Source organism: Sorangium sp. So ce117, assembly GCF_051524395.1.
GTDB classification, from domain to species: Bacteria; Myxococcota_A; Polyangia; order Polyangiales; family Polyangiaceae; genus Sorangium; species Sorangium cellulosum_B.
This window is the reverse complement of the sequence record NZ_CP150309.1, coordinates 8,620,155-8,642,009: the sequence shown is the minus strand read 5'-3', so window position 1 is coordinate 8,642,009 and position 21,855 is coordinate 8,620,155. Positions and strand designations below refer to the sequence as shown.

At 71.2% G+C, this 21,855-nt stretch carries 18 protein-coding genes; 6 read left to right on the top strand and 12 right to left on the bottom strand.

From position 1 onward, the window contains the following. Positions 1 to 76: 76 nt before the first annotated feature. Positions 77 to 916 carry a hypothetical protein gene (locus WMF46_RS32240; protein ID WP_437980711.1) on the bottom strand — a complete coding sequence of 280 codons (840 nt, stop codon included), beginning with the start codon at positions 914 to 916 and terminating at the stop codon, positions 77 to 79. 329 nt (positions 917 to 1,245) lie between these two features. On the opposite strand from WMF46_RS32240, the gene WMF46_RS32235 reads away from it, so the two are divergent. Together WMF46_RS32235 and WMF46_RS32230 are read left to right on the top strand one after the other, a co-directional pair. Further along, on the top strand, positions 1,246 to 1,881 hold the full coding sequence (locus WMF46_RS32235; protein ID WP_437903398.1) for a hypothetical protein: 636 nt from the start codon (positions 1,246 to 1,248) through the stop codon (positions 1,879 to 1,881). Positions 1,882 to 2,045: 164 nt separating this feature from the next. After that, positions 2,046 to 2,429 carry a hypothetical protein gene (locus tag WMF46_RS32230; RefSeq protein WP_437980710.1) on the top strand — a complete coding sequence of 128 codons (384 nt, stop codon included), beginning with the start codon at positions 2,046 to 2,048 and terminating at the stop codon, positions 2,427 to 2,429. Here the strand turns inward: WMF46_RS32230 and WMF46_RS32225 are convergent. The 4 genes from WMF46_RS32225 to abc-f all read right to left on the bottom strand — a co-directional run bounded on the left by WMF46_RS32225 (position 2,387) and on the right by abc-f (position 7,518). Then, positions 2,387 to 2,608, bottom strand: coding sequence for a hypothetical protein (locus tag WMF46_RS32225; protein WP_437903396.1), 222 nt, complete (start codon positions 2,606 to 2,608; stop codon positions 2,387 to 2,389). The genes WMF46_RS32230 and WMF46_RS32225 overlap by 43 nt on opposite strands. A gap of 205 nt (positions 2,609 to 2,813) precedes the next feature. Beyond that, on the bottom strand, positions 2,814 to 3,086 hold the full coding sequence (locus WMF46_RS32220) for a hypothetical protein (RefSeq protein ID WP_437980709.1): 273 nt from the start codon (positions 3,084 to 3,086) through the stop codon (positions 2,814 to 2,816). Positions 3,087 to 3,177: 91 nt separating this feature from the next. After that, complete coding sequence (locus tag WMF46_RS32215) at positions 3,178 to 5,748, bottom strand: ATP-binding protein (RefSeq protein ID WP_437980708.1); 2,571 nt, start codon at positions 5,746 to 5,748, stop codon at positions 3,178 to 3,180. A 147-nt stretch (positions 5,749 to 5,895) separates the two neighbouring features. Then, a complete protein-coding gene (gene abc-f / locus WMF46_RS32210; RefSeq protein WP_437980707.1) occupies positions 5,896 to 7,518 on the bottom strand; it encodes a ribosomal protection-like ABC-F family protein in 1,623 nt (540 codons plus the stop codon). A 271-nt stretch (positions 7,519 to 7,789) separates the two neighbouring features. Here abc-f and WMF46_RS32205 point away from each other — a divergent pair, with 271 nt between their 5' ends. Further along, positions 7,790 to 8,146, top strand: a complete 357-nt coding sequence (locus WMF46_RS32205) for a Spx/MgsR family RNA polymerase-binding regulatory protein (protein ID WP_437980706.1) — start codon at positions 7,790 to 7,792, stop codon at positions 8,144 to 8,146. A 3-nt stretch (positions 8,147 to 8,149) separates the two neighbouring features. Here WMF46_RS32205 and WMF46_RS32200 read toward each other — a convergent pair whose 3' ends face one another. From WMF46_RS32200 to WMF46_RS32185, 4 genes are all read right to left on the bottom strand, one after another. Then, positions 8,150 to 8,869 (bottom strand): hypothetical protein, encoded by a 720-nt coding sequence (locus tag WMF46_RS32200; protein ID WP_437980705.1) that lies wholly within the window; start codon positions 8,867 to 8,869, stop codon positions 8,150 to 8,152. Positions 8,870 to 9,170: 301 nt separating this feature from the next. After that, complete coding sequence (locus tag WMF46_RS32195; RefSeq protein ID WP_437980704.1) at positions 9,171 to 10,250, bottom strand: hypothetical protein; 1,080 nt, start codon at positions 10,248 to 10,250, stop codon at positions 9,171 to 9,173. 96 nt (positions 10,251 to 10,346) lie between these two features. Next, positions 10,347 to 11,825 (bottom strand): serine/threonine protein kinase, encoded by a 1,479-nt coding sequence (locus WMF46_RS32190; protein WP_437980703.1) that lies wholly within the window; start codon positions 11,823 to 11,825, stop codon positions 10,347 to 10,349. 371 nt (positions 11,826 to 12,196) lie between these two features. Then, the gene (locus WMF46_RS32185; protein ID WP_437980702.1) at positions 12,197 to 14,248 is read right to left on the bottom strand and encodes a hypothetical protein; all 2,052 of its coding nucleotides are present in this window, start codon (positions 14,246 to 14,248) and stop codon (positions 12,197 to 12,199) included. A gap of 218 nt (positions 14,249 to 14,466) precedes the next feature. Between WMF46_RS32185 and gndA the strand changes: the two genes are divergently transcribed. Then, the gene (gene gndA, locus WMF46_RS32180; RefSeq protein ID WP_437980701.1) at positions 14,467 to 15,999 is read left to right on the top strand and encodes an NADP-dependent phosphogluconate dehydrogenase; all 1,533 of its coding nucleotides are present in this window, start codon (positions 14,467 to 14,469) and stop codon (positions 15,997 to 15,999) included. 36 nt (positions 16,000 to 16,035) lie between these two features. On the opposite strand, the gene WMF46_RS32175 is transcribed toward gndA, so the two are convergent. The 3 genes from WMF46_RS32175 to WMF46_RS32165 all read right to left on the bottom strand — a co-directional run bounded on the left by WMF46_RS32175 (position 16,036) and on the right by WMF46_RS32165 (position 19,358). Continuing rightward, positions 16,036 to 16,524, bottom strand: coding sequence for a hypothetical protein (locus tag WMF46_RS32175; protein WP_437543209.1), 489 nt, complete (start codon positions 16,522 to 16,524; stop codon positions 16,036 to 16,038). A gap of 376 nt (positions 16,525 to 16,900) precedes the next feature. After that, on the bottom strand, positions 16,901 to 18,043 hold the full coding sequence (locus WMF46_RS32170) for a hypothetical protein (RefSeq protein ID WP_437980700.1): 1,143 nt from the start codon (positions 18,041 to 18,043) through the stop codon (positions 16,901 to 16,903). A 136-nt stretch (positions 18,044 to 18,179) separates the two neighbouring features. After that, positions 18,180 to 19,358, bottom strand: a complete 1,179-nt coding sequence (locus WMF46_RS32165) for a hypothetical protein (protein WP_437980699.1) — start codon at positions 19,356 to 19,358, stop codon at positions 18,180 to 18,182. 128 nt (positions 19,359 to 19,486) lie between these two features. Between WMF46_RS32165 and WMF46_RS32160 the strand changes: the two genes are divergently transcribed. Further along, a complete protein-coding gene (locus tag WMF46_RS32160; protein ID WP_437980698.1) occupies positions 19,487 to 20,149 on the top strand; it encodes a hypothetical protein in 663 nt (220 codons plus the stop codon). Positions 20,150 to 20,294: 145 nt separating this feature from the next. Then, positions 20,295 to 21,779 (top strand): IS4 family transposase, encoded by a 1,485-nt coding sequence (locus tag WMF46_RS32155; RefSeq protein ID WP_437980697.1) that lies wholly within the window; start codon positions 20,295 to 20,297, stop codon positions 21,777 to 21,779. The last annotated feature ends 76 nt before the right edge of the window (positions 21,780 to 21,855 follow it).

Below are 21,855 nucleotides of genomic sequence, written 5' to 3'. Positions count from 1 at the left end.
GCGGCTTCCGGACCGCCGTGTCATCTCAGAGCCGCTGCGTCGCCGCAACGGCCCACGTTCGGGCGGCGCGCCGCGCTCACCGCGCGCCGCCGTCCGCTGCCGCCGCCGGCGCCGTGGGGGCCGCGCCGGCGGTCGCGGTCAGCTCGAGCGTCACCATCGCCTCCTTGGCGACCTTGGGCGAGAGCACCTCGAGCGTCTTCTGGGCGAGCTTGCCGAACGCCTCGCGCGGGCGGACGTCGTGCTCGGCGAGCCCCACCGGGAACGGCTTCGCCGTCTTCACGGTGACGCTCGCGGGCCTCTCGCCCTCGTACCTGAACGTGGCGATGAGCTCCACGGTCCTCGGGGACTGCCGCTGGTGCAGCAGCAGGTCGCCCGACGCCGTGAGGGTCACCGTCCGCTCCGCGCCGGACAGCTTCGAGAGGTCCTTCTCGCCGGAGGTCGAGATCGACCGGATCGCGAACTGGGCCTTCTCGTTCTTCGCGCGGACGTCGTCGGGCGTGTCCTTCGAGATCTCGAGCCAGGTGCGCGCGTGCTGGTTCTGCAGGTCGCTCTTCTTCTCCTCGCCGGGCTTGCCGTCGTCGCCCACGGCGGTCTGGAAGAGCTCGATCGTGGAGAGGTCGACCGTGATGAGGCCCGTCGTCCTCGTGATGTCGGCGGGGTCGACCTGGAGCGTCCCCGCGGCGGCGCCCGCGATCCGCCCCCGGATCTTCTCCTGGGGCGCATCCATCACGAGCTCGACCTTGCTGCCCGCGCGGTCGATCGCGAAGGCCGCCGCGGCGGGCGCCTTCGGCTCCGGCGCCTTCAGCTCGGTCGCGGCGGGCGCGAGGCTCGGCTGCTCCCCCTGGCACGCGGCCGCGCCCAGGCCGGCGGCCGCGAGCGCGAGGAGGAGCAAGGTCCTTGTCCGGATCGTCTTCAAGCTCGCCTCCAGGCTCTCTCGGGTTGTTGCGCGCCCGCGCGCGAGGGCGCGCGGCGGTCTCCACTTGAACAGGAAGGCCGGCGCTCGGGAAGGGAGATCGGGGTCACCTTCCTCGCTCGCCCGCCTGCTCGGCGTCTCGTTTCCATGAGCTCCACGTCCGAGATACGTGCGAGCGGGGCCGTGGTTTCGGTGGCGCCGCGGTTTCGGCGGCGGCCGGCTGCGCGGCGCAAGGCGGAGCGCGCGGGGCCTGGGCTGCACAGCCGCGTGTGGCCTGCGGTGTGCACGAGGCGGTCGTCGAAGACGGAACGAGCCAACCGGAGACAACTGCAATGAGCACGCGACGACTCGCGGCGGCCGCCATGACCGCCGCCGGAATGATGGCGCTCGCCGGCGCGGCGGAGGCGCAGGGCGCGGCGGGCCGGGATCAGCAGGTCCGGCCGACAGGCAACCTCCCTCCGGCGGATCAACCGCTCATCCGGCGCATCCCGGAGCCCACTGTCGCGGTGGAGGGCGGCCTTGGCGTCCTGGGCTTCCTGGGCGGCGCGGCGGGCGTCGGGCCGAGCTGGAACGTTCGGGTGACCGGGAGCATGTCGCCGCGCGTGGCCGTCGAGGCCAACTACACAGGCTCGGTGAACGAGCGCGCCATCGTGGGGAAGTCACTCGTGATGACCTCGCTCGACGCGGGTCTGCGCTACAACATCCTGCGCGCTGACGAGGCGGTCGTGCAGCCGTTCGTGGTCGGGGGCGTGGGCTACGTGGGCTGGGCGGGCCGCGGCGGCGACGCGTTTGCGCTGTCGGTGCCGCTCACCGCGGGCGTGGAGCGGCTCGTCACGCGCAACGTCAAGCTGGGCGCTCGGTTCAACTTCCGTCCTGCGTTCTTCGACGACCTGAGCCTCGGCGGCGCGACGAGCCCGACGGGCGGCGACACGTGGGCGCTGCTCGCGCACGGCGGCGGCGCGTTTTGACCTGGCCATGGGGTCTTGACCTGCGCCGCGCCTGCGGGACGAGGCGAGCGTGGGCCGGGACCCTGTCGTCCCGTGGACGTGGAGTGGAGTACGCTGCCGCCCGCTCGGGCGGCGACCCGCCTTCGGGGTTCCGCGACCGGGCTTCATCCACGGAGAACGACGGAATGAACACGCGCAGCGACTGGCCCCGTCGGGGCCTGAGCCTCTTCTTCACGGGGCTCTTCTTCACGGGGCTCGCGCTCGTCTCGAGCGCGGCTTGCTCCAGCAAGCAGCCGGCGACCCAGGGGACGTCGACGGCGGCGGCGGGCGAGCGGCGGGAGAACGACTGTTCGACCGGGCCGCTCCTCGAGTGCCCCGAGGGCCAGCTCGACGGCTGCGCCAACGGGACCACCACGGAGCATCGATGTGTGGACGCGGGGCGGGGGAGGTGCCTCGACATCCGGGCGGCGCTCGTGAAGTGCCTGGACGGCGAGATCCTGACGCACGACGGCTGCCCCGAGCCGGCCTACATGCAGCGGTGCGCGCCCAGGTCCGCGCAGCTGCCGTGAGGTGGCGGCCGGGGGGCGTCGCTCGAGCAGTGTTCGCAGGAGTGCGCCGGGTCCCACTCGATGTCCTCGAGACCCAGCTTCCGCACCCACGCGAGCTCCCACATCTGCCTCGCGCTCACGTGGATCACGTTCCCCGAGCGGGGCATGTCGCTGGTGTTGATCCGTCGACGTCTGGACATGGGCTCTCCTCCTCGCGCGATCGAGGGCGCCCATTCTGCCGTTGACGAAGCGGCTCGCCAAGGGCCCTGTCACCGCGATCGCCAGTGACAAGATGCCTTGCGGTAGCCGTCAGAAATTATCACGGGTCGACTCGATTTCTCCTCGCTGTCCGGTCCGCAGCGCGCTCACCGGTCGCCCTGGCGTCGCGCCCGCCGGCCGGGCGGCTCAGCGATGCTTCCCCGCTGAACCGGCGCGCGGCGCACCCTCCGCGCCGGGAGCTGTCGTCGAGATGATCGGCCCCCCCGCGTAGGAGCCGGCGCCGCCTTCGCTGCCCCAGCTATCGACCTCGTCGGGCGGCGTGTCCTCGAGCTCGCCAGACGGCGTGATCGGCCCGCGGACGCCCGGGACGTCCGCCTCTGGGAGAGGCCGCTTCTCTTCGCTGACCTCGCGCGCGAGGCGCGGGTCGCCCGGCGGATCGTGCGTCGTATCGACTCCCATGTCTCCTCCTTCCCGAGGGCTCCTGGGACCGGCGTGCTCGATCGTCCACTCCTCCCCTGCGGCGGCTGTCCCGTCTGCCCGCCGCCCCGGCTCACCCCTCGTCGAGGACGGGGATCGTGAACCTGAACGTCGTCCCCACGCCCACGCGGCTCTCCACGTGGATCGTCCCCCCGTGCGCCGCCACGAGCTCCCGGGCGATGGCCAGCCCGAGCCCTGTGCCCTTGTAGCCGTTCCGCTGGCCGCGCCAGAACCGCTCGAAGAGGTGGGGCAGCTCGTTCTCCGGGATCCCCGGCCCCGTGTCGGCCACCGAGAAGACGACGTGCTCCTCCCCGCGCTCGCACCGCAGCGTGATCGCCCCCTGGGCGCCCGTCACCTGGAGCGCGTTGCTCAGGAGGTTGGTGAGCACCTGGAGCACCCGATCGCGATCACACGTGACGAGCGGGACGTCGTCGGCCGCCACGACCCCTAGCAGGATCCCCTTCTCCTGGGCCTGCGACTCGAACGTCTCCACCGCCTCCCTGCCGATCTCCCGCGGATCCTGCGGCTGCCGGCGCAGCGCCAGCCGGCCGGCGCGCAGGCTCGCGAAGTCGAGCAGGTCGTGGAGCAGCCGATCCATCCGGTGCGCCGAGCGCTGGATCGCCTGGATCGCCTTCGTGTCGCCCTTCTCTCCCCGCGCCGCCGCGCGCTTCGTCATCACGGCGGCCGCCGTGAGGATCGCGCTCAGCGGGTTCCTGAGGTCGTGGGACACCGTGGCGAGCACGTTGTCCCGGAGCTCGATCGCGCGCTGCGCCGCCTCGTACAGGCGGGCGTTGTCCGCCGCGAGCGCCGCCCGCTGCGCCAGGTCGTGCGCCACCGCGAGGTCCGCCTCGTCGTAGACCCGGCCGGACCCCGCCGTCGCCAGCGTGATGCAGCCGAAGGTGCGGCCCCGCGCGACCATCGGGACCACCAGGGCCGACGTGATCCCGAGCGCCCGGGCGAACCGGCGGAAGGCGCCGTTCTCGTCGAGCGAGGCGATCAGCGGGTGCGACAGATCCCCGATGAGCTCCGGGCGCTCGCTGCAGAGGGCGCGCTCCAGCAGCGCCGTCAGCGGCGGCGGGGGGTCCTGCTCGCGGAAGAGCGCCCGCGCCCTCTGGAGCTCCTCCGGGCGCGTGTGGGTCACCGTGATCCCGCGCGACTGCTCGAGGTCCGGGAGCGTCTGGATGACGCACCAGTCTGCCAGCTCGGGGACCGTCAGGTGCCCCACCCGGTCGAGCGTGCCCTGGAAGTCGAGGGTGTCGCTGAGGGCGGCGCTCGCGGCGGCCAGGAAGCGCTCCCCCTGCTCGGCGCGCGTCCGCTCCGTGATGTCGAAGAAGGTCACGACGGCCGCCATCACGCGCCCGACCGGATCCCGGACCGGCGCCGAGCGCACGAGGATCCGCCCCCGCGCGCCGTCGTCGCGGACGATGTCGATCTCCTCGTCGATCACGACCTCGCCGGTCGTGATCGTCCGCGCGAGAGGCCAATCCCGGGCCTCGTACGGCTTGCCCGACCGAGGGTCGAAGCCCCGGCAGACGGCGTATCCATCGATGCCGCTGATCTCCAGGAGCGGCAGCCCGAAGATCGTCCCGGCCTGGGGGTTCGAGAGGAGGACGCGCCCCGTCGGTGGCTCGGCGATGACGAGCCCCGCCGGCATCTGCTCGACAACGGTCGCGAGCAGGGCGCGGGCGTCGTCCGCCTGGCGCCGCGCCGCGCGCTCCTTCGCGACGAGCTGCGCCTGCACGATGATGCCGGTCGCCCGGCTGGTCATCGTGCGCAGCATCAGCGCGTCGTCCTCGGAGAACTCCTCGGCGTTGCGGGAGCCGAGGATCGCGACGCCGATGGAGTGCCCCTCGTGGATCAGCGGCACGCCGTAGACGGCGCGCAGCCCCCTCGCCCGGATTTCCCGCGCGGTCACGGGCAAGCCGCCGGCCGCGGCGTCGAGCGACGTGGGCCCGCGCAGCGCGAGGACCGCGCGGGCGAACTCCCGCGTCGCCTCGAGCGGGGGCCCGGGCAGCGGCCCGTCGTCGATGCCCGCGGTCGCGTGGACATCGAGGGCGTCCCCGTCCCCGAGCAGGACGATCGCCACGTCCACTGCGGCCGCCGCCTCCCGGGTGGCGCGGACGAGCGCCTTCAGGAAGGTGTCCAGATCGCTGCTGCCGAGCGCGGCCGTCGAGATGGCGTCGAGCGCCTGGAGCAGGCGCACGCGCGCCGCCTGGTAACGGGACACCGCGTCAGCGATCGCCTCGTCGATCGTCCCGTTCAGCTGGATGACCTCACGCCCCCCGTCCCCGCCGCCGTCCCGCTCCCAGAGCTCCAGGATCACGGCGCGGAGCGCCGCGTACTCCATCACGACGTCGGCGAGATCGTACCCGTGGGCGAGCCGGCTCAACGCGTGGAGCCCAGGGAGCCCCCGGTGCTTCCGGTCGATCGCGGCCGCCGTGCCCGCGCTGCGCGTGCCCTCGGCGATGTAGGCGAGGATGTCCGGCAGGTGATCGGTCGGCCTCGGCGCCGGCAGCCGCCGCGCCGGGCTGAGCGCCTGGACTCGGTACTTCCAGGCATCCAGGAGCGCGTCGTGGTGGCGCTGGATGAAGTCGGAGAGCCGCTTTGGGTTCGGTCTACCGAGCAGATCCATCGGGGACCTCACGATAGCGCGAATCCTTGAGCGCGTGTTCACCTAGCGCAGACTCGAATCGACGAAATCGACGAGAGAGCGCCGCTCCCGGGCGGAGCTTGCTCGCCGCGCGGGCCGCACACCACGCGCCACACGCCGCGAGCGCCACGCCGGCGCGGATCAGCTCCGGATGCCTGGCGCCTCGTGTCCGCTCTGGGCGACATACTCCAGGTATCCCCCGCCATACACGCGCGGCCCGTCGGGCAGGAGCTCCAGGACGCGGTTGGACAGCGCGGCGAGGAAGCGGCGATCGTGCGAGACGAACAGCATGGTGCCCTCGAACGAGGCGAGCGCCGCGACGAGCATCTCCTTGGTCGCCATGTCGAGGTGGTTCGTCGGCTCGTCGAGCACGAGGAAGTTCGGCGGATCATAGAGCATGATCGCGAGCACGAGGCGCGCCTTCTCCCCGCCGGACAGGATGCGACAGGGCTTGTCGATGTCGTCGCCCGAGAAGCCGAACGCGCCGGCGAGCGTGCGGAGCGAGCCGATCGAGGCCTGGGGGAAGCTCGCCACGATGGACTCCCAGACGGAGCGGGTCGGGTCGAGGAGCTCCATCGCGTGCTGCGCGAAATACCCCAGCTTCACGCTCGCGCCGACGTTCACCCCGCCTGCGTCCGGGGCGGAGGTCCCCGCGACGAGCTTGAGGAGGGTGGATTTGCCGGCGCCGTTGACGCCCATCACACACCAGCGCTCGCGGCGGCGGATCAGGAGGTCGAATCCGTCGTAGATGGAGCGCCCTCCGTACGACTTCTTCACCCCGCTGAGCCGCGCCACGTCGTCGCCCGAGCGCGGCGCGGGCTTGAACTCGAAGCGGATCGTCCTCCTGCGCTTCGGCGGCTCGACCTTGTCGATCTTCTCCAGCTTCTTCACGCGCGACTGGACCTGCGCCGCCTTGGCGGCCTGGGCCTTGAAGCGCTCGATGAAGCGCATCTCCTTCGCGAGCATCGCCTGCTGGCGCTCGTACTGCGCCTCGGCCTGCTGCTCGTTGATGGCGCGCTGCTGCTCGTAGAACTCGTAGTTGCCGGAGTAGCTGGTGAGCTCGCCGCCGTCGATCTCGATGATCTTGGTGACGATGCGGTTCATGAACTCTCGGTCGTGCGAGGTCATGACGAGCGCCCCGGCGTACTGCTTCAGGTACCCTTCGAGCCAGATGATCGACTCGATGTCGAGGTGGTTGGTCGGCTCGTCGAGCAGGAGCGCGTCGGGCCTCATGAGGAGGATGCGGGCGAGCGCGACGCGCATCTTCCACCCGCCCGAGAGGGCGCCCACGTCGCCGTCCATCACGGTCTGGCTGAAGCCGAGCCCGGCGAGGATCTCGCGCGCCTTGGCGTCGAGCGCGTAGCCGCCGAGCTCTTCGTAGCGGGCCTGGGCCTGCCCGAAGCGCTCGATCAAGCTCTCCATCTCATCCATCCGCTCGGGGTCGGCGAGAGCGGCCTCGAGCTCGCGGAGCTCCGCGGCGACGTCGGAGACCGGGCCGGCGCCGTCCATGGTCTCGGCGACGGCGCTCCTGCCCTTCATCTCGCCGACGTCCTGGCTGAAGTAGCCGACGGTGACGCCGCGATCGATGGCGACCTGGCCGCCGTCGGGCGCCTCCTCCTTGGTGATCATCCGGAAGATGGTCGTCTTGCCCGAGCCGTTGGGCCCCACCAGGCCGACCTTCTCGCCGCGGTTCACCGCCGCGGAGGCCTCGAGGAAGAGGATCTGCTTGCCGTGCTGCTTGCTGATGGAATCGAGACGGATCACGAGGGGCGCTGCCGCTGGGGGCGGCTCCTTTCCGCGCCCCCTATACCAGACGGCCCGTCGCGCGATGCGGCATTTCGTCCGCCGCCGCCGGCGCCGGCGCGCGCCATGAACCGCCCGCGGTCAATCGGTGCATTGCCCGTCTCCGGGCGCATTCCGGGCGCATTGCCCAGGAGCCCTTTTTTTTCTCTCCTGCTATGCGCGCGCTTTCCATCTCCTTTTTCGCGATCATCCGCGCTTGATGTCGCGCGGTCGAGGGGGCAGAAGGCGCGGCATGAGCAAGGTCCAGATCCTCTCTTATGCCGGCTGCAGCACCTGCAAGCGAGCGCTGAAGTGGCTCGGCGAGCGCGGCATCGACGTCGCCGTGCGCCCCATCGTCGATGAGCCGCCGACGGCCGCAGAGCTCGCCCGGTGGGTCCCGGCGAGCGGGCTCTCGGTGCGCCGGTGGCTCAACACGAGCGGGCAGAGCTACCGCGCGCTCGGCAAGGCGCGGGTGGACGCCGCGAGCGACGACGACGTCACGCGGTGGCTCACCGAGGACGGGAAGCTCGTGAAGCGGCCTGTGCTGGTGAAGGGAAGCCGGGTGCTCGTGGGCTTCCGCGAGGACGACTACGCCGCGCTGTTCGGTTGAGCCTCAGGGGGCCGAGGTGAAGCGGCCTCCCCGGACCTGGCTCAGCTCGAACGAGCTCTCCGGGTCGAGGTTGTTGTCCGTCGTGCCGTTGCGCGAGCGGCGGATCACGACGTCCACGTCGCAGCTCTCGGCTTCCTGTGAGCTGGTCGCCTCCAGCTGGCCCGCGTCGATGGTGTACGTCCCCGTGTCGCCCCCCACATCGAACGTCTTGGAGAAGATGCAGTCGCCCTTCACGTCGATCACCATGTCGTCCCCGGACGCGCTCGGCGCCCAGGTGATCGTGAGGTCCTCGCCGCGCGGGACTGGCTCTCTGGGCAGCGCCTCGAGGTCGAACGGATCGGGGAGCGTCCCCACGTTGTTCGTCGCGTCGTCGTCGCCCTCGTCGTCGCGGTCCAGCAGCACCTTGATCTCGGTGCCTCCTGCGCCGACGTCGACGGCGGCCTCGTAGACCCCATCGCTCTCGGCGGACATCGCGACCGCCTCGCCGTCCACGGTCGCCGAGATCCGATCTCCCGCGCTCAGGATGACGTACGTGTTGCTCTCGTCGCCACCGGCCTTGAGGGTGGCCCGCAGGGTCGTCGACGACGCGCTCTCGGCGATCGCCTCCAGGGTCGCCGAGATCCCTCCGGTCTTGATCTGCTGCGAGTCGAGCGTCTCCGTGCAGCCTGCGAGCAGACCGGAGGCTGCGACCCCCAACATGGCCATCGTGGTCTTCGTGATCATGAGTTGCCCTTTCCTCACCGCCTCACCCGCAAGGGCGCGTCGGCCTGTAGTTTTCCATGGGATACTACGCTCGGCCGCGCCCCACGACGAGGCGCAAGGTTCCGACGGTGCGCGGCGCGGCGATCGTGGATTTCCCTTGGACGTCGCATCGCAACGCGGCTTCGAGGCGGCGTGAGCGCGTGCGCCACATTGCCGCGCCGTCGTGGCGCGTGCGGCGCCACATTGCCGCGCGCGCCGCGCCGACGTGCGTGTGCACCGCGCTACCGTGCGCGGGCGAAGGCGGCGACAGGCGCGGGCTGGTTCACCACTGGCTGCGCACCACGACGCCGCCGCCGGTCGGTCCCGCGAGCAGCGACCAGCTCACCGCGCCTGCTCGGTGGTAGGGCGCGGCGCTGGCCTGCGCGCCGGTGGTCGCGCTGGCCTGCGAACCGGACGAGGAGGGCTCCGTCAGGAAGAGCACGAGCGCCGTCCCGGCCAGCGCCGCCCCGGCGCCGAAGCCGATCGTGCTCACGAGCCCAAGGTCCTTCGCGCGCTTTCCAGCGGCCTGCCCTTCGGCGGTCTTGCATACCGCCCTGCCGGAGCCGACGTCGTCGCAGTCTTCCTCCGCGAGGCGGTTCTCGCTGAGCGCCATCGCTCCCGTCACGCCCCCGGCGATGAGCCCGCCCAAGGCGAGCCCGCCCGTCACGTACGTCAGCACGCGCCGGCCGCTGGTCCCGGTCGGCGCCGGCGTCCGCGACGCGCCCTCGTCGCGCTGCGACGGCGGCAAGGCGGATTGCTGGGGCGGCTGATCCGCCGGTTGCGCGGGCGGCGGCGCCTCGGGGAGCTTCACCTCGAGCTCGATCGTCTTCTGCTCCGACTTCTCGATCGTGAACCGCACCTCGTGCGTGGGCCCGCCCGGCGCCTTCGTCGTCACGACGTGCTCGCCCGGGTTGACGGGGAGCGCGATCCCGAGCGAAGGCCCCTCCAGCGTGATGCCATCGCGCTGCACCAGCGTCCCAGCGGGCGCGTCGGCCGGCAGCGACAGCGTGAGCTGTGGTACGAGCGGCACGAGCGCGTCGCGCTGCTCGAGCACGAGCTTGTAGCGATCGTACTGCTTGAGCTGCTCGGACTCGGACAGGCGGGAGTAGAACGAAAGGAAGTCATTGTAGCGCGCGACCGCGGTCGCGGTGCGCCCCCACTTGGCCTCGCACTCGGCGAGCGTGAACAGCCGCCCTGCGCGAGGATCGAGCCGGTAGCTCTCGGTGAGGGCAGGGCAGCCGGTCTGGAACTTCCCCGCCAGCATGTCCGCGAGGCCGCGGTTGAAGAGCGACTCGGCCACGGCCACGGCGTCGGGCTGCGCGTTCGCCGGCGCGGCGATAGCAATGCACAGTAGTCCGCTCAAAACGGACCCGGGCCAGAAGGTTCGCATCGGAGGTAACAGGAGATACCTCCTTTGGGACCGCCCCAGGCAAAAAATCAGCGCGTTGTGGGGCCGCGCTCAGTCTGCCCCGTAGAGCGACTCCCGGGGCTTCGGCGCGTTCGCTGAGGGGGAGGCGGTCGGCGCGATCTTGCGCCAGGCGCCGGGCGGCGGCGCCGGGGTGCGCGGCGCCGGCGAGGCCTTTGAGCCCGCCAGCACTTCGGGAGCGATGGCCAGGCCGCCGTCCGCGGGCGGCGCGGCGGCCGGGCTCGCTGGCGCCGCGAGATCGGTCGACCTGGGCGTGCCGGCCGCCTCGGGGCGGCCGGCGCCCGGGGCGGCCTCGGGCGGCGTGGAGGGGAGCGTGGAGGGGGGCGCGACGGCCGCAGCCTGGGTCGCCTGCGCGTGCTCGGTGGGGCCGGGGGCCGGAGACCGGCCCTTGCTGAACGCGGCGAAGGCGATGGCGCTGCCGCCGACCAGGGCGATGGCCGCGACGGCGAGCGCGGATCGGCTCCGCGGCGCCGCGGCCGTGCCGGTTCCGGTGCCGACCCTGGTCTCCACGCCCGTGGACGACTGCGCGGCCACCGGCATCGACGACGCGGGCCCCTGGTTCAGCTGGCTCATCCGCGGGATCGGCGTCTCCAGCCCGAGGAGGCGCGACGACCTGATCGTCATGGGAGCGATGTCGAAGACCTCGGCGAGCGCCTCCACCGCGGACGAAGCGGTCGGGAAGCGCGCCTCGGGCTCGCGCGCCGTCGCCTTCGCGAACCACGCGTCGAAGCCGGGGGGCAGCTTCACCCCCTCCGTCTCCGCGCGCGCGGACGCGGGCTCCTGCGGGCCGTGCATCGCGATCACCGCGAACGCGAGCGAGTTACTGTACTCGCGCATGTCGTTCAGCCAGTAGGCCTTGCCGACGAGGGTCGTGTACGCGATCATGCCGAGCGCGAAGAGATCGACCGCCCGCGTGATCGTCTCGCCGCTGAACTGCTCGGGCGCCATGTAGAGCGGCGTCCCGAGGGCGGCGGTGTTCGCCCCTTCGACCGCCGTCTCGGCGACCAGCTTGGCGATGCCGAAGTCGAGCACCTTGATCCGGATCTCGTCGTCGTCGTCGCTCGCCGCGAGGAAGAGGTTCGCTGGCTTCAGATCGCGGTGGACCACGCCGGCCGCATGCGTTTTGTCCAGGGCGTGCGCGGTCTGGCGCAGGTAGGCGATGGCGTTCTCCGGCGGCAGGCGCCCGCCGCGGCGGATGCGCTTGCTGAGCTCCTCGCCGCGGAGCAGCTCCATCACGAGGAACGGCATGCCGGTGTCCAGGTCGATCCCGGCGTCGAACACCTCGACGATGTGCTCGGTCGCTATGCGCGCGGCGATGCGCGCCTCGAGCTTGAACCGCGCGTGGAACTCGGGGTTCTCGGCGAGGTGGGGGTGCATGACCTTGAGCGCCCGCCGCCGATCCGTCTCGACGTGGACGACCTCGTAGACCGCCCCCATCGCACCCGTCGCGATGCTGCGCACGACGCGGTACCTACCAGCGAACAGCATCCCCTCGTTGAAGTTCAGCGACATAGTCTCACCCGCGTCGAACGAGGTTACACCACCTGGTCGGACGACCGCACTCGTTAACTTGCAGACCTTACAAACTTGTAGGCCGTAAGACTCCCCACATGGAACTCCCGATGTAGGGCGCGTTCGTTACATCTGCGCGCACCAGGCAACAGGTAAGCGCCCTGCGCTGATTGGCGCCGCTCGCGCGGAGCACCGACGGTTGTCGCTCGTGGTCGCTCGTGGTCGCTCGTCGTCGCGAGAAGATCCCGTGATTCCGTGGCTTACGGGGCTCTTCAGCGGTGATGTGGCGCCCGTCCGTTCTGATCGTTTTTCACGACAGACACATCGACATCGTCAGATGCACCGGCGGAGCGTGGGCGCCGCCTGTCCCGTCAGAGCACGAGCACCGCCAGCAGCCGGGGCCCGTGGAACACGTCGAACCCGCCGATATCGAGCTTGCGACCGATCGTGTAGATCGTCTCGTCTCCGCGTCTGGTCGCGTGGATACTCGATAGGATACCCTGGCCGATCGCCTCCACGTTGTAGGACAGCTCGGTGAGCAGGCGGAGCCGGCTGAGGTACGAAGTCAAGCGGAGCCGGAGCCCCACCGACACGTTGCCGGAGAGCGCGATCATCGTCGCCTCGTCGACCTCGCGCGGGGCGCCGGGGACCGCGGGATCCGCGGAGAAGGCGTAGCGCACCGGGCCGGCGCCGCCGTAGAGGCCGAGATCGCCGAACGGCGCGAGCCGCGGCCACTCGCCGTTGCCCATCCGCACGCTGAAGCCGCCCTGGTAGAACCGCGACGTCACGCTCTGGGCGGGGCTTTGCCGCTCGAAGACGTAGACGTCGCCCTCGCCCGGGTCCCGCTCGCGGAGCGCATAGAAGATGCGCGGGAGCTTGTAGTCCATGTACCTGAAGCCCGCGAGCAGCTCCTCGAGGTAGAGGTCGTCCGCGGCCTCCGGGAAGAGCTTCGTCAGGTCGAAGCCGACGTCGATCTGGCGGAGCAAGAGCTGGAAGGGCGCGCTGGCGACGGCGCCGGCGTCGCGGTCGGTCGCCGGATCTACGGCGAGCTCGGTCACGTTCCCGGCGGTGAACCGCGCGATCTTGAGGCTCGTGCTCACGCCGGCGAGGTCGGCGCCGATGTCGAAGACGTCGCTCGCGAAGCCGTTCAGCCCGAGGAGCCTGCCGAGCGAGCCGTCGTACTGGATGTCGCCGCCCGACGAGAACAACCGGTCGGTCTTGAAGCCGGCGTTGAGCCGCGCGGCGTCGCGCGCGTGGTCGAAGTCGTACGTGAGCAGCGCCCGGCCGCCGACCATGAACACCGGATCGACGTCGTAGGCGAGCCGCCGCGTCCTGCCCCGGTAATCGTTGACGCCGCCGGAGGAGCCCGCGCTCGCGAGCTGGTGGAAGAACAGGAGCTCGACGTCGCCCTTCAGCTTCAGGTGGACGGCGTCGAGGCTGATCGCCCGGCCCTGCTCGAGAAAGCCCTCCTGCGCCTCGAAGCCCGCCGTGTCCTCGAGCGGCGTCCGCGCCGGCGCGGAGAGCGCCTCGGCGCAGGCGGAGAGCGCCGCGCGCTGCTCCTCGAGCACCCTGGAGATCGCCTCCGCGCGCGCCACGGCGGCCCTGTAGCCGGGCTCGTCCCGCGCCACCCGCCGGGCCTGCTTCACGACGTACGGCGCCACCGCGAGCGCCTCGATGTGCATTCGCAGGACGAACGACAGCACCTGGAGGGCGTCGCGCGCGATCGTCCGGGCGGGCTCCTGCCCCGCGCTCGCCGCGCGGAGCGCGGCGGCGGCGAGAGCGACGTCCCGATGCGCTCCGGCGAGCGCCCGCCGCCGCGCGGCGGCCCTCGCCTTCGCGGCGGCGATCTCGGGCGTATCGGGGGCGCCGAGGGGCCTTCCGGCCGAGAGCCGCTCGACGCTCCGCTCCTCGGCGGCGAGCGCCCGCGCGTGCTCGGCGAGCGCCTGCCACGCGGCCGGCAGGCGGCTCGCGGCGCTCGCCTCGCCCGACGGCGCCGCGAGCGCCGCGAGCGCGTCGAAGAGGCGCGCGAACGCGGGCGGCGCGCCGCGCTCACCGCGCGCCGCCGCGCGGGCGAGCGCCTCGTCGAGCTTCGCGCGGTAGAGCTTGGCGAGCGGGACCTCGTGCTCTCCGTCGTAGGGGGGCGTCTCCTCGAGGCGCGCGCGGAGCCGCTCCGCCTCGACGTCGTCGAGGCGGAGCGCCGCGATCCACGCGTCACCCGGGGAGTACGGGGTGCTCGAGAGGACCTCGTCGGCGAGCCAGGCCGCTCGCTCCAGATCCGCGGCGCGATCGTCGATGATGGCGCGGCGGGCGTCCTCGTTCGCGAAGGCGCGGGCGGCGCGGGCGTTGTACGTGGTTGGCCCGCAGGCCGAGGCCGCTGCGGAGGCGAGGAGCAGGAGGCCTGCGAGCGCCGGGCCCGGTCGCATCGGCGAGAGTCTACCACGGCGTGCGAGCGCACTGGACGCCGCGCCGCCGGCCTGCTCAGAATGCGCGCCCGTGGCTCCCAGCCGACCCAGCGAGATCGACGGCGCGCGGGCCTGCGGCCTGCGATTCGCGGCTCGCGGCTTGCTGACCCGTCGTCCTGGCCGCGCAGCACTGCGGTCGCTGGCGGCGAAAGAGCCACGTGTGAAGGAGAAGAACCGGGATGAATGATGCCACATCCAGCTGCGACATCGGCATGATCGGGCTGGCCGTCATGGGCGAGAACGTCGCGCTCAACATGGCCGACCACGGGTTCAAGGTGGCCGTGTACAACCGCACGGTGCAGGTCGCGAAGGACTTCGTCGCGAGGAACCCGAGCACGCCCGGCGGCCTGGTCTGCTGCGAGACGCTGAAGGACTTCGTCCGCGCGCTGAAGAAGCCGCGCAAGGCGGTGATCCTGGTCAAGGCCGGTCCGCCGGTGGACATGGTGGTCAAGCAGCTCATCGAGGCGGGCGTCGAGCCGGACGATATCGTCGTCGATCTGGGCAACTCGCTCTGGACCGACACGATCCGCCGGGAGCAGGAGTACGCGAAGCAGTGCAAGTTCTTCGGCTCGGGCGTCTCCGGCGGCGAGGTGGGGGCGCGCTTCGGCCCCTCGCTGATGCCCGGCGGCGATCCCGCGTCCTGGCAGCACCTGGAGCCGATCTGGCGCGCGATCGCCGCCAAGGTCGATCCGGCGACCGGCAAGCCGATCGAGGGCGCGTCCCCCGGCAAGCCGGTGGAGGGCGGGGTCCCTTGCACGGCGTACATCGGGCCGAACGGCGCGGGCCATTACGTGAAGATGGTCCACAACGGCATCGAGTACATCGACATGCAGCTCATCTGCGAGGCGTACACGCTCCTCGACGGGCTGCTCGGGATGTCGAAGGACGAGATGTCCCGGGTCTTCTCCGAGTGGAACAGCGGAGATCTCGACTCGTACCTCATCCAGATCACCGCCGATATCCTCCAGCAGAAGGACCCTGTCCAGAAGGACAAGCCGTTCGTCGATTTCGTCCTCGACACGGCGGGGCAGAAGGGCACGGGCAAGTGGACGAGCAGCAACGCGCTCGACATGGGCATCCCTGCGAACGCCATTGCGGAGGCGGTGTTCGCCCGTTGCCTCTCTGCGCTGAAGGACGAGCGCGTCGAGGCCTCGAAGCAGCTCTCTGGCCCGACCCCGACCCCGGTCGCGGACCGGCAGGGGACGATCACGGCGATCCGCGACGCGCTGTATTGCTCGAAGATCTGCGCCTATGCGCAGGGCTTCCAGCTCATGGCGGCGGCGCAGGCGGAGTACAAGTGGACGCTTGATTTCGGCACGATCGCGAGCATCTGGCGCGGCGGCTGCATCATCCGCGCCCGCTTCCTCCAGAAGATCACGGAGGCGTACACGCGCAATCCTGGCCTGACGAACCTGCTGCTCGATCCGTACTTCAACGATCAGATCAAGCAGGGGCAGGGGAACTGGCGCAAGGTGGTGTCGATCGCAGCGCAGAACGGCGTCTGGGCGCCTGCGTTCATGTCGGCCCTGTCGTATTACGACGGGTACCGTGCGGCCCACCTGCCTGCAAATCTCCTGCAGGCGCAGCGAGACTACTTCGGGGCGCACACCTACGAGCGCACGGATCAGCCGCGCGGCAAGTTCTTCCACCTCGACTGGCCGCACCCCTCCCGTCCTCAGCTGGACATCAAGGGCACCGGCGGCGGGCACTGACGCCCGCGGCCGCCGTCCGCAACCGGCGTCCGACCCTCAGGTGAGGCTGATCCGCGGCCGCAGGTTCTGCTCGCGCAGGAACGGCTCGATGTCGTCCACGATGTCGAGCTGCACCCCCGCCAGGCTCATCGCCGCCCCGATCGTCTGGATCCCCATGCGCCCGAGCTTGTTCATCTCCGGGGGCGGGCGGACGACGATGTGCTCGATCTTGTCGCGCACGTTGAGACCCCACTGGGTCAGGATCACGCGCGCCTCGCTCTCGTACCGCACCATGAGCGCCATGTCGTAGATGAAGAACGCCCGCTCCCCCGGGCGCATGACGCCCACGAGCTTCTGGTACGCGTCGACCGAGATGAACCGCGCGGCCTCACCGGTCGCCACCGTCTCCCGCAAGAGCTGGACGACCATGCCCGCCGGCTGCGTGATCCACACGCCGACGCTCCCGGTGTCGTCGAGCAGGTGAGGCTGCCTGCGGAACGCGAGTCTGCGGTTCGACGGGAGCATCTCTCTAAAGACAATAGCCATTCCGGCCACCGGGGCCCGCCCGCGACGACCGGAAGCGCTCCACCCGCCCGACCGGTCCGGTCGAGCCGAAGCGCGCTGTTGTTTCACACATCACCGGACGAGCTCCTCCCATGGGGTCGACGCTGCGTCATGGTGGTCGCAAAAAACGGATTCGGCCAGAAATGTGTGATCCTGCCGCCTCGGACCACCGACGGGGACGCCGCACAGCCAGGCGGACGCGGGCGTGGCCGCGCTCGACCGGTCCCGCGAAGGCAGGCGATGGCGAAGATCCCCGGGCATCCCTGTGCTCCCCCCTGGCCGAGCAGCTCGCGCGCCCAAAGGCCCGGCGCCTCCCCCGCGGCGCAGCGAGCGGCGAGGGGAAGCGGCGCGCGGCCGTTCAGGCGAACAGCGCGGCGCAGGCCGACCCGATGAGGTTGACATGCTCGAGCCGGGCGATCCGGGGCTCGACCTGGGAGCCGACGAGGGCGCGCAGCGTCTCCTGCACCCGCGGCGCATAGCGGGGATCGCCCCAGAAGAGGCTGCCCTCCGCCAGGATGCCGACCCCAGGAGGGCTGTCGAGCACGTCGGTGACGGCCGCGAGCCCCGCCGCCACGAGGTCGGCCGAGCGCTGGAGCAGGTCGCCAGCCACCCGCCGCTCCTCGTCGGCGCCCTCGTCGCGGAGCCGCACGAGATCCGCGGAGCTCGTCAGCGGGGCATGGCCCGGGCACAGCCGCCCGAAGAGCCGGGGCAGGTAGGCGCCCGACACCGCCTTCTCGAACCGCTGCGCGCCGGGGTTCTCCGAGGTCGCGTCGAGCTCCGCGTCGAACGGCTGGAGGTGCGGAGGGTTGAAGTTTCCGTTCTCGAGGTTGACCGCCATCGGCGCGACGAAGTGACCCGTCTTGAGCTTCGGGATCCGGCCGGCGGGGAGGAACGTGGCCATGTTGGTCCCCGTCCCCACGATGAGCCCGATGAACGCCGCGGGCTGCGACCCGCCGTGCGCGAAGGCACCCCCGAGCAGGCTCGCCACCGTGTCGTTCAGCACCCGGACCGGACCGGGCCGGAGCCTCCGCGCGCCGAGCGCCCGGCCGAGCCGCTCGCCCACGCTGGTGCCCTCGACCCCGGCGACCTGGACGCCCTTGGTCCAGCGGAGCAGCCGCGCGTCGAGCGACGGCAGTGTCTCCGACGGATACGAGAAGCAGTACCCCACCGGCAAGCCGTGCACGGCGCCCAGGCGCTCGACCAGCTCCGCCTGCACGTCGAAGAAGGCGTCGCCCGTGATCTCCGGCCCGCCCGGGAACTTCGCAGGCACGGGCCCGGCGACGATGCGCGACTCGCCGCCCGGTAAGAGCTCCACGATGGCGGCGCGCAGGTTCGTGCCGCCGGCGTCGACCACCACGGCGCGGCCCATCATCCCTCCCGGCGGCGGCGCGAGATAGGCAGGGAGCGCGGCGATCTCGGTGCCGGGCGTGGAGAGGCCGAAGACGATGCGCGCCGCGAGCGTGCGGCGGATGTCCTGGAGCTCGGTGAGCGAGAGCTTCATCGGCGGAATGCTTACCCTCAGGCCCCTGAGAAGGAAATAACTTTGCAAGTGGCGCAAGTGAGGCTGAGCGTGCTTGGCGTCGGCCTCGCCCGGACGGCAAGGGGCCAGCGCCTCGCTGCCGCGATTGCGCTGTGCGTCACCTGGAGGAGGTCGCTGGAGAGCGGTTGTCGTCCACACCGAAGACGACGGGATAGACCACCGTCGCAACGCTCTTGCGGTCTGCGGCGGAGGGGAATCGGAGGCCGCGGAAGACCTCGAGCACGCAGCCGACGACCTTGGCGTCGCGGAGCGGGGGAGCGGGCGACGACGGCGGCGTCGCGCCGGGCGAGGGCAGCGCAATGAGGAGCGGCGCGTCCTCGGGCGGGCGGTCGGCGTCACCCGCGTAGGTGACCTTCCCTTCGCCATCGACGACGAGGTGTACGGGCAGGCGCCCTTGGAGCTTGGGGTTCTGGCGAAGGCCCTTTTCAAAGCAAGCGCGCATCTCGCCGAAGCGCTCCTGGACGACGCTCCGCACGACGTGAGGCGGGATATGGGCTTTGCCCTTCATCGGGTCATAGGGGTTGCTCTTGCAACGGGCGGCAATGCCCCTCACGGCCTTGGCGTCCTGGTCGAGCTCCCTCTCCAGGCCGGCGCGGGCGACACCGGCCTTCTTGCGGTCGTGAGCGCCGAGCGACGCCTGGAGCTTGCGGGCCGCGGCGCCGGTCCGGGCGAAGCTCTCCCGGAGGTCCTTGGCGCCCTGGGCGAGCTCCGGATCGGAGGCCTGGACCGCGGCCGCGCGGGCCCAGAGGTCGAGCCGATCCGCGATCCTCCCGAGCACGTCGGGCGGCGTGTTCAGGTCGGATTGCCGGAGCACCTCGATCATCCTCGAGGCTTTCTGGACCTCCGGGCCGAGCGCCTTGCAGTCGGCCTCGATCGAGCGCGCGGCGTCGCCTTTCCCGGGGAGGGAGATGGGGGTGGGGCGGGAGATCGGGGCGCGCTCCTTCACGGGCGAGCGGGCGGGCGGGCTGTTGTTCCCGGCGGAGCGGACAGGCGTGCTCGCCTTGTCGGACAGCGGGATCGGGGCGCGCGGCTTGGGGGCCTCGGGCGCGGTGTCGCGGGCGCGCGTGCTCCTGGGCGGGCGCAGGGCGGCGCGCTCCTTCTCCTCGGGCGAGCGCAGGGCGGCGCGCGCCTCGCGGGTCGAGCCCTCCGGGACGGCGCGCGGGGCGGCGACCCCGGCGTGCGTGGGGTCGGCGTCGGCGGCCGGCTCTCTCCGCGGCGCAGCTCCGCAGCCCAGCAGGGCATGAACTCCGACGAGGACGAGCCACGCGCTTCGCATTCGTTCCTCCGAGGTGCGTCCGACGTACGAGCCGCCGTTTTGATACAGTACACCGGTCCGAACATCGCCAGCAGGCGAAACGGCGGGGCCCTCCCAGGAGGTGGGACAGGCAGCGCAGGGAGTGTGACGTGAACAAGCGCGAGAAGAACGGTCGCGGGGGCGGGAAGGACGATCACGGCAAGGGCGGAGGCGAGCTCGCGGAAGCGGCGCATGCGCTCGAGCGCGAGCTCGTCCGCTTCGAGGAGCTCGCGGAGTCGGCGCGGCGGCTTTCCCTCGACACCCGCAAGGGGATCGAGCGCGCGGCGAAGTCGACGACCGAGGCGGCCGAGGCGCAGCAGCGCGTGAGCATGGCGCTCGGGTCGCTCATCGCGGCGATCGCGGCGGCGCGGGATCGCCACGAGGCGACCGCCACGGCGCTCGCGGCGCGCGGCGAGGAGATCAAGCGGCGGGCGGAGCAGCTCGGGGAGCTGTTCCAGCGCTTCGCGGCGCTGGGGGAGGAGGGGCGGAGCATCAACCAGCTGGTGCAGGAGACCGCGGCGCGTCAGCGGGAGGCGACGACGCCGGAGCAGATCCACGAGGTGGTGGCGGCGATGGACGAGGTGGAAGGGAGAATGGGGCGCCTCGCCGACGACGCGCGCGCCCTCGCCCAGGCGGCGACGGCCGCGGGGATCGTCGACCTCGCGGAGCAGGCGGACGGGATGCGGCAACAGGTGACCGCGATGCGGAACAAGGTGGGGCTCCTGCGAAAGGGGATGCTGTCGCGGCTGGGAGGGGGGCCCCAGCCAAACTAGGGGGCGTAGGCGTTCACCACGCTTCGCGCCGCGTTCTCCTACCTCCGAACGTTTACGTGGTCGTGGTCGTGGTCGTTTACGTGGTCGTCTGAGGATCCCGCACATTTTTTGATCCGTTTCGGACGCGCCAAGCGTCTGAAATGTCATGGGAAATCCCGATGTGCCGGAAACGACGCCTTCGATCGTTCGCGAGTTCGAGACGGTGCAGCTGGGCGATGCGCGCCTGCATCAGCGGGTCCGGGCTGTGGTGGCACGGCTGAGCGTCGCGCCGGGCGAGAGCTTCCCGGACTCGCTGAAGACAGAGGCAGAGCTGGAGGGCTTCTACCGGCTCCTTGGCAACAAGCGCGTGTCGTATGGTGCGCTGGTGCAAGCCCACAGCGAGCAGACCCTCGAGCGCATGGCCGGTCACGACACGGTTCGCGCGGTGCATGACACCACCGCGGTCGCCTTCGACGGCGACGGAGCACGCAAAGGGCTCGGTCCGCTCAACGGCAAGGACACCCAGGGCTTTTTGGCGCACGCGACGCTCGCCGTGGCCACCGACGCGATCAACCAGCCGCTCGGATTGCTGGGCCTTGCCTGCTGGGCCCGCAAAGCCTCCGCCCTCTCCAAGAGCCCACGCAAGAAGAACAGGACGGGCAGCGACTATGCGCGCGTGACCGACAAGGAGTCGACGCGCTGGCTGCGGCAGGTAGAGGCGGCCGAGCAGGCCGTGGGCGACCGCACGTCGCTGCTGCACGTCATGGACCGCGAGGCCGACGCCTACCCGCTTCTGTGCGCCATGGTCGAGCAGGGCCACCGCTTCGTCGTGCGCATGGCGCGCGATCGGAACGTGTCGGAGCTGGCCGAGGACGAAGAGGAATCGCTCGACGACAGCGCTCCGCTGCGGCTGAGCGAGGCGCTGGTCGAGCTGCCGATCCGGCTCAGTCGCGAGGTTGTGCTCACCCAACGCCGCGCCGGACCGGTACCTGCGAGCAAGCGCGCGCACCCCGCGCGCTCGGAGCGGAGCGCCACGCTGGGCGTCGGCGCTCGGCGCGTGGCGCTGCGCCGTCCCTACTACCTGCCCGAGCTGGCCGAAGAGCTCGCGGTCAACGTCGTGCTGGTGCAGGAGATCGACACGCCAGCGGGCGAAGAGCCGGTCGCGTGGGTGCTGGTGACCAACGAGCCCGTCGACACGCCCGACCAGATCGCAGCGATCGTCGACCATTACCGGGCACGGTGGCTCATCGAGGAGTTCTTCAAGGCGCTCAAGACCGGCTGCGCCCTCGAGACGCGCCAGCTCGAGAGCTTCCGGAGCCTGACGAACGCGATGGCGCTGTTCGCCCCGATCGCGTGGCAGATGCTGCTGCTGCGCTCTCTGTCACGCCTTGAGCCCAACGCGCCCGCGGAACGAGCCCTGAACCCCACGCAGCTGAAGCTGCTGCACCAGCACCAGCCCAAGAAGCTGCCGGCTCAGGGGGCCACGGTAGTCGATGCGCTCTACGCCGTTGCCGGTCTTGGTGGACATCTCAAGCGCAACGGCCCCCCCGGCTGGCTGACGCTTGCGCGCGGAATGCAAACCTTGCTCATGCTGGAGACGGGCTGGAACGCCGCCCTCGCCAACACAGCGAAAACTAAGGGGGAAATGTGATCAATCCTCAGACGTGGTCGTGGTCGTGGTCGTTCACGACCTATCGTTGACGACCACGACCACGACCACGACCACG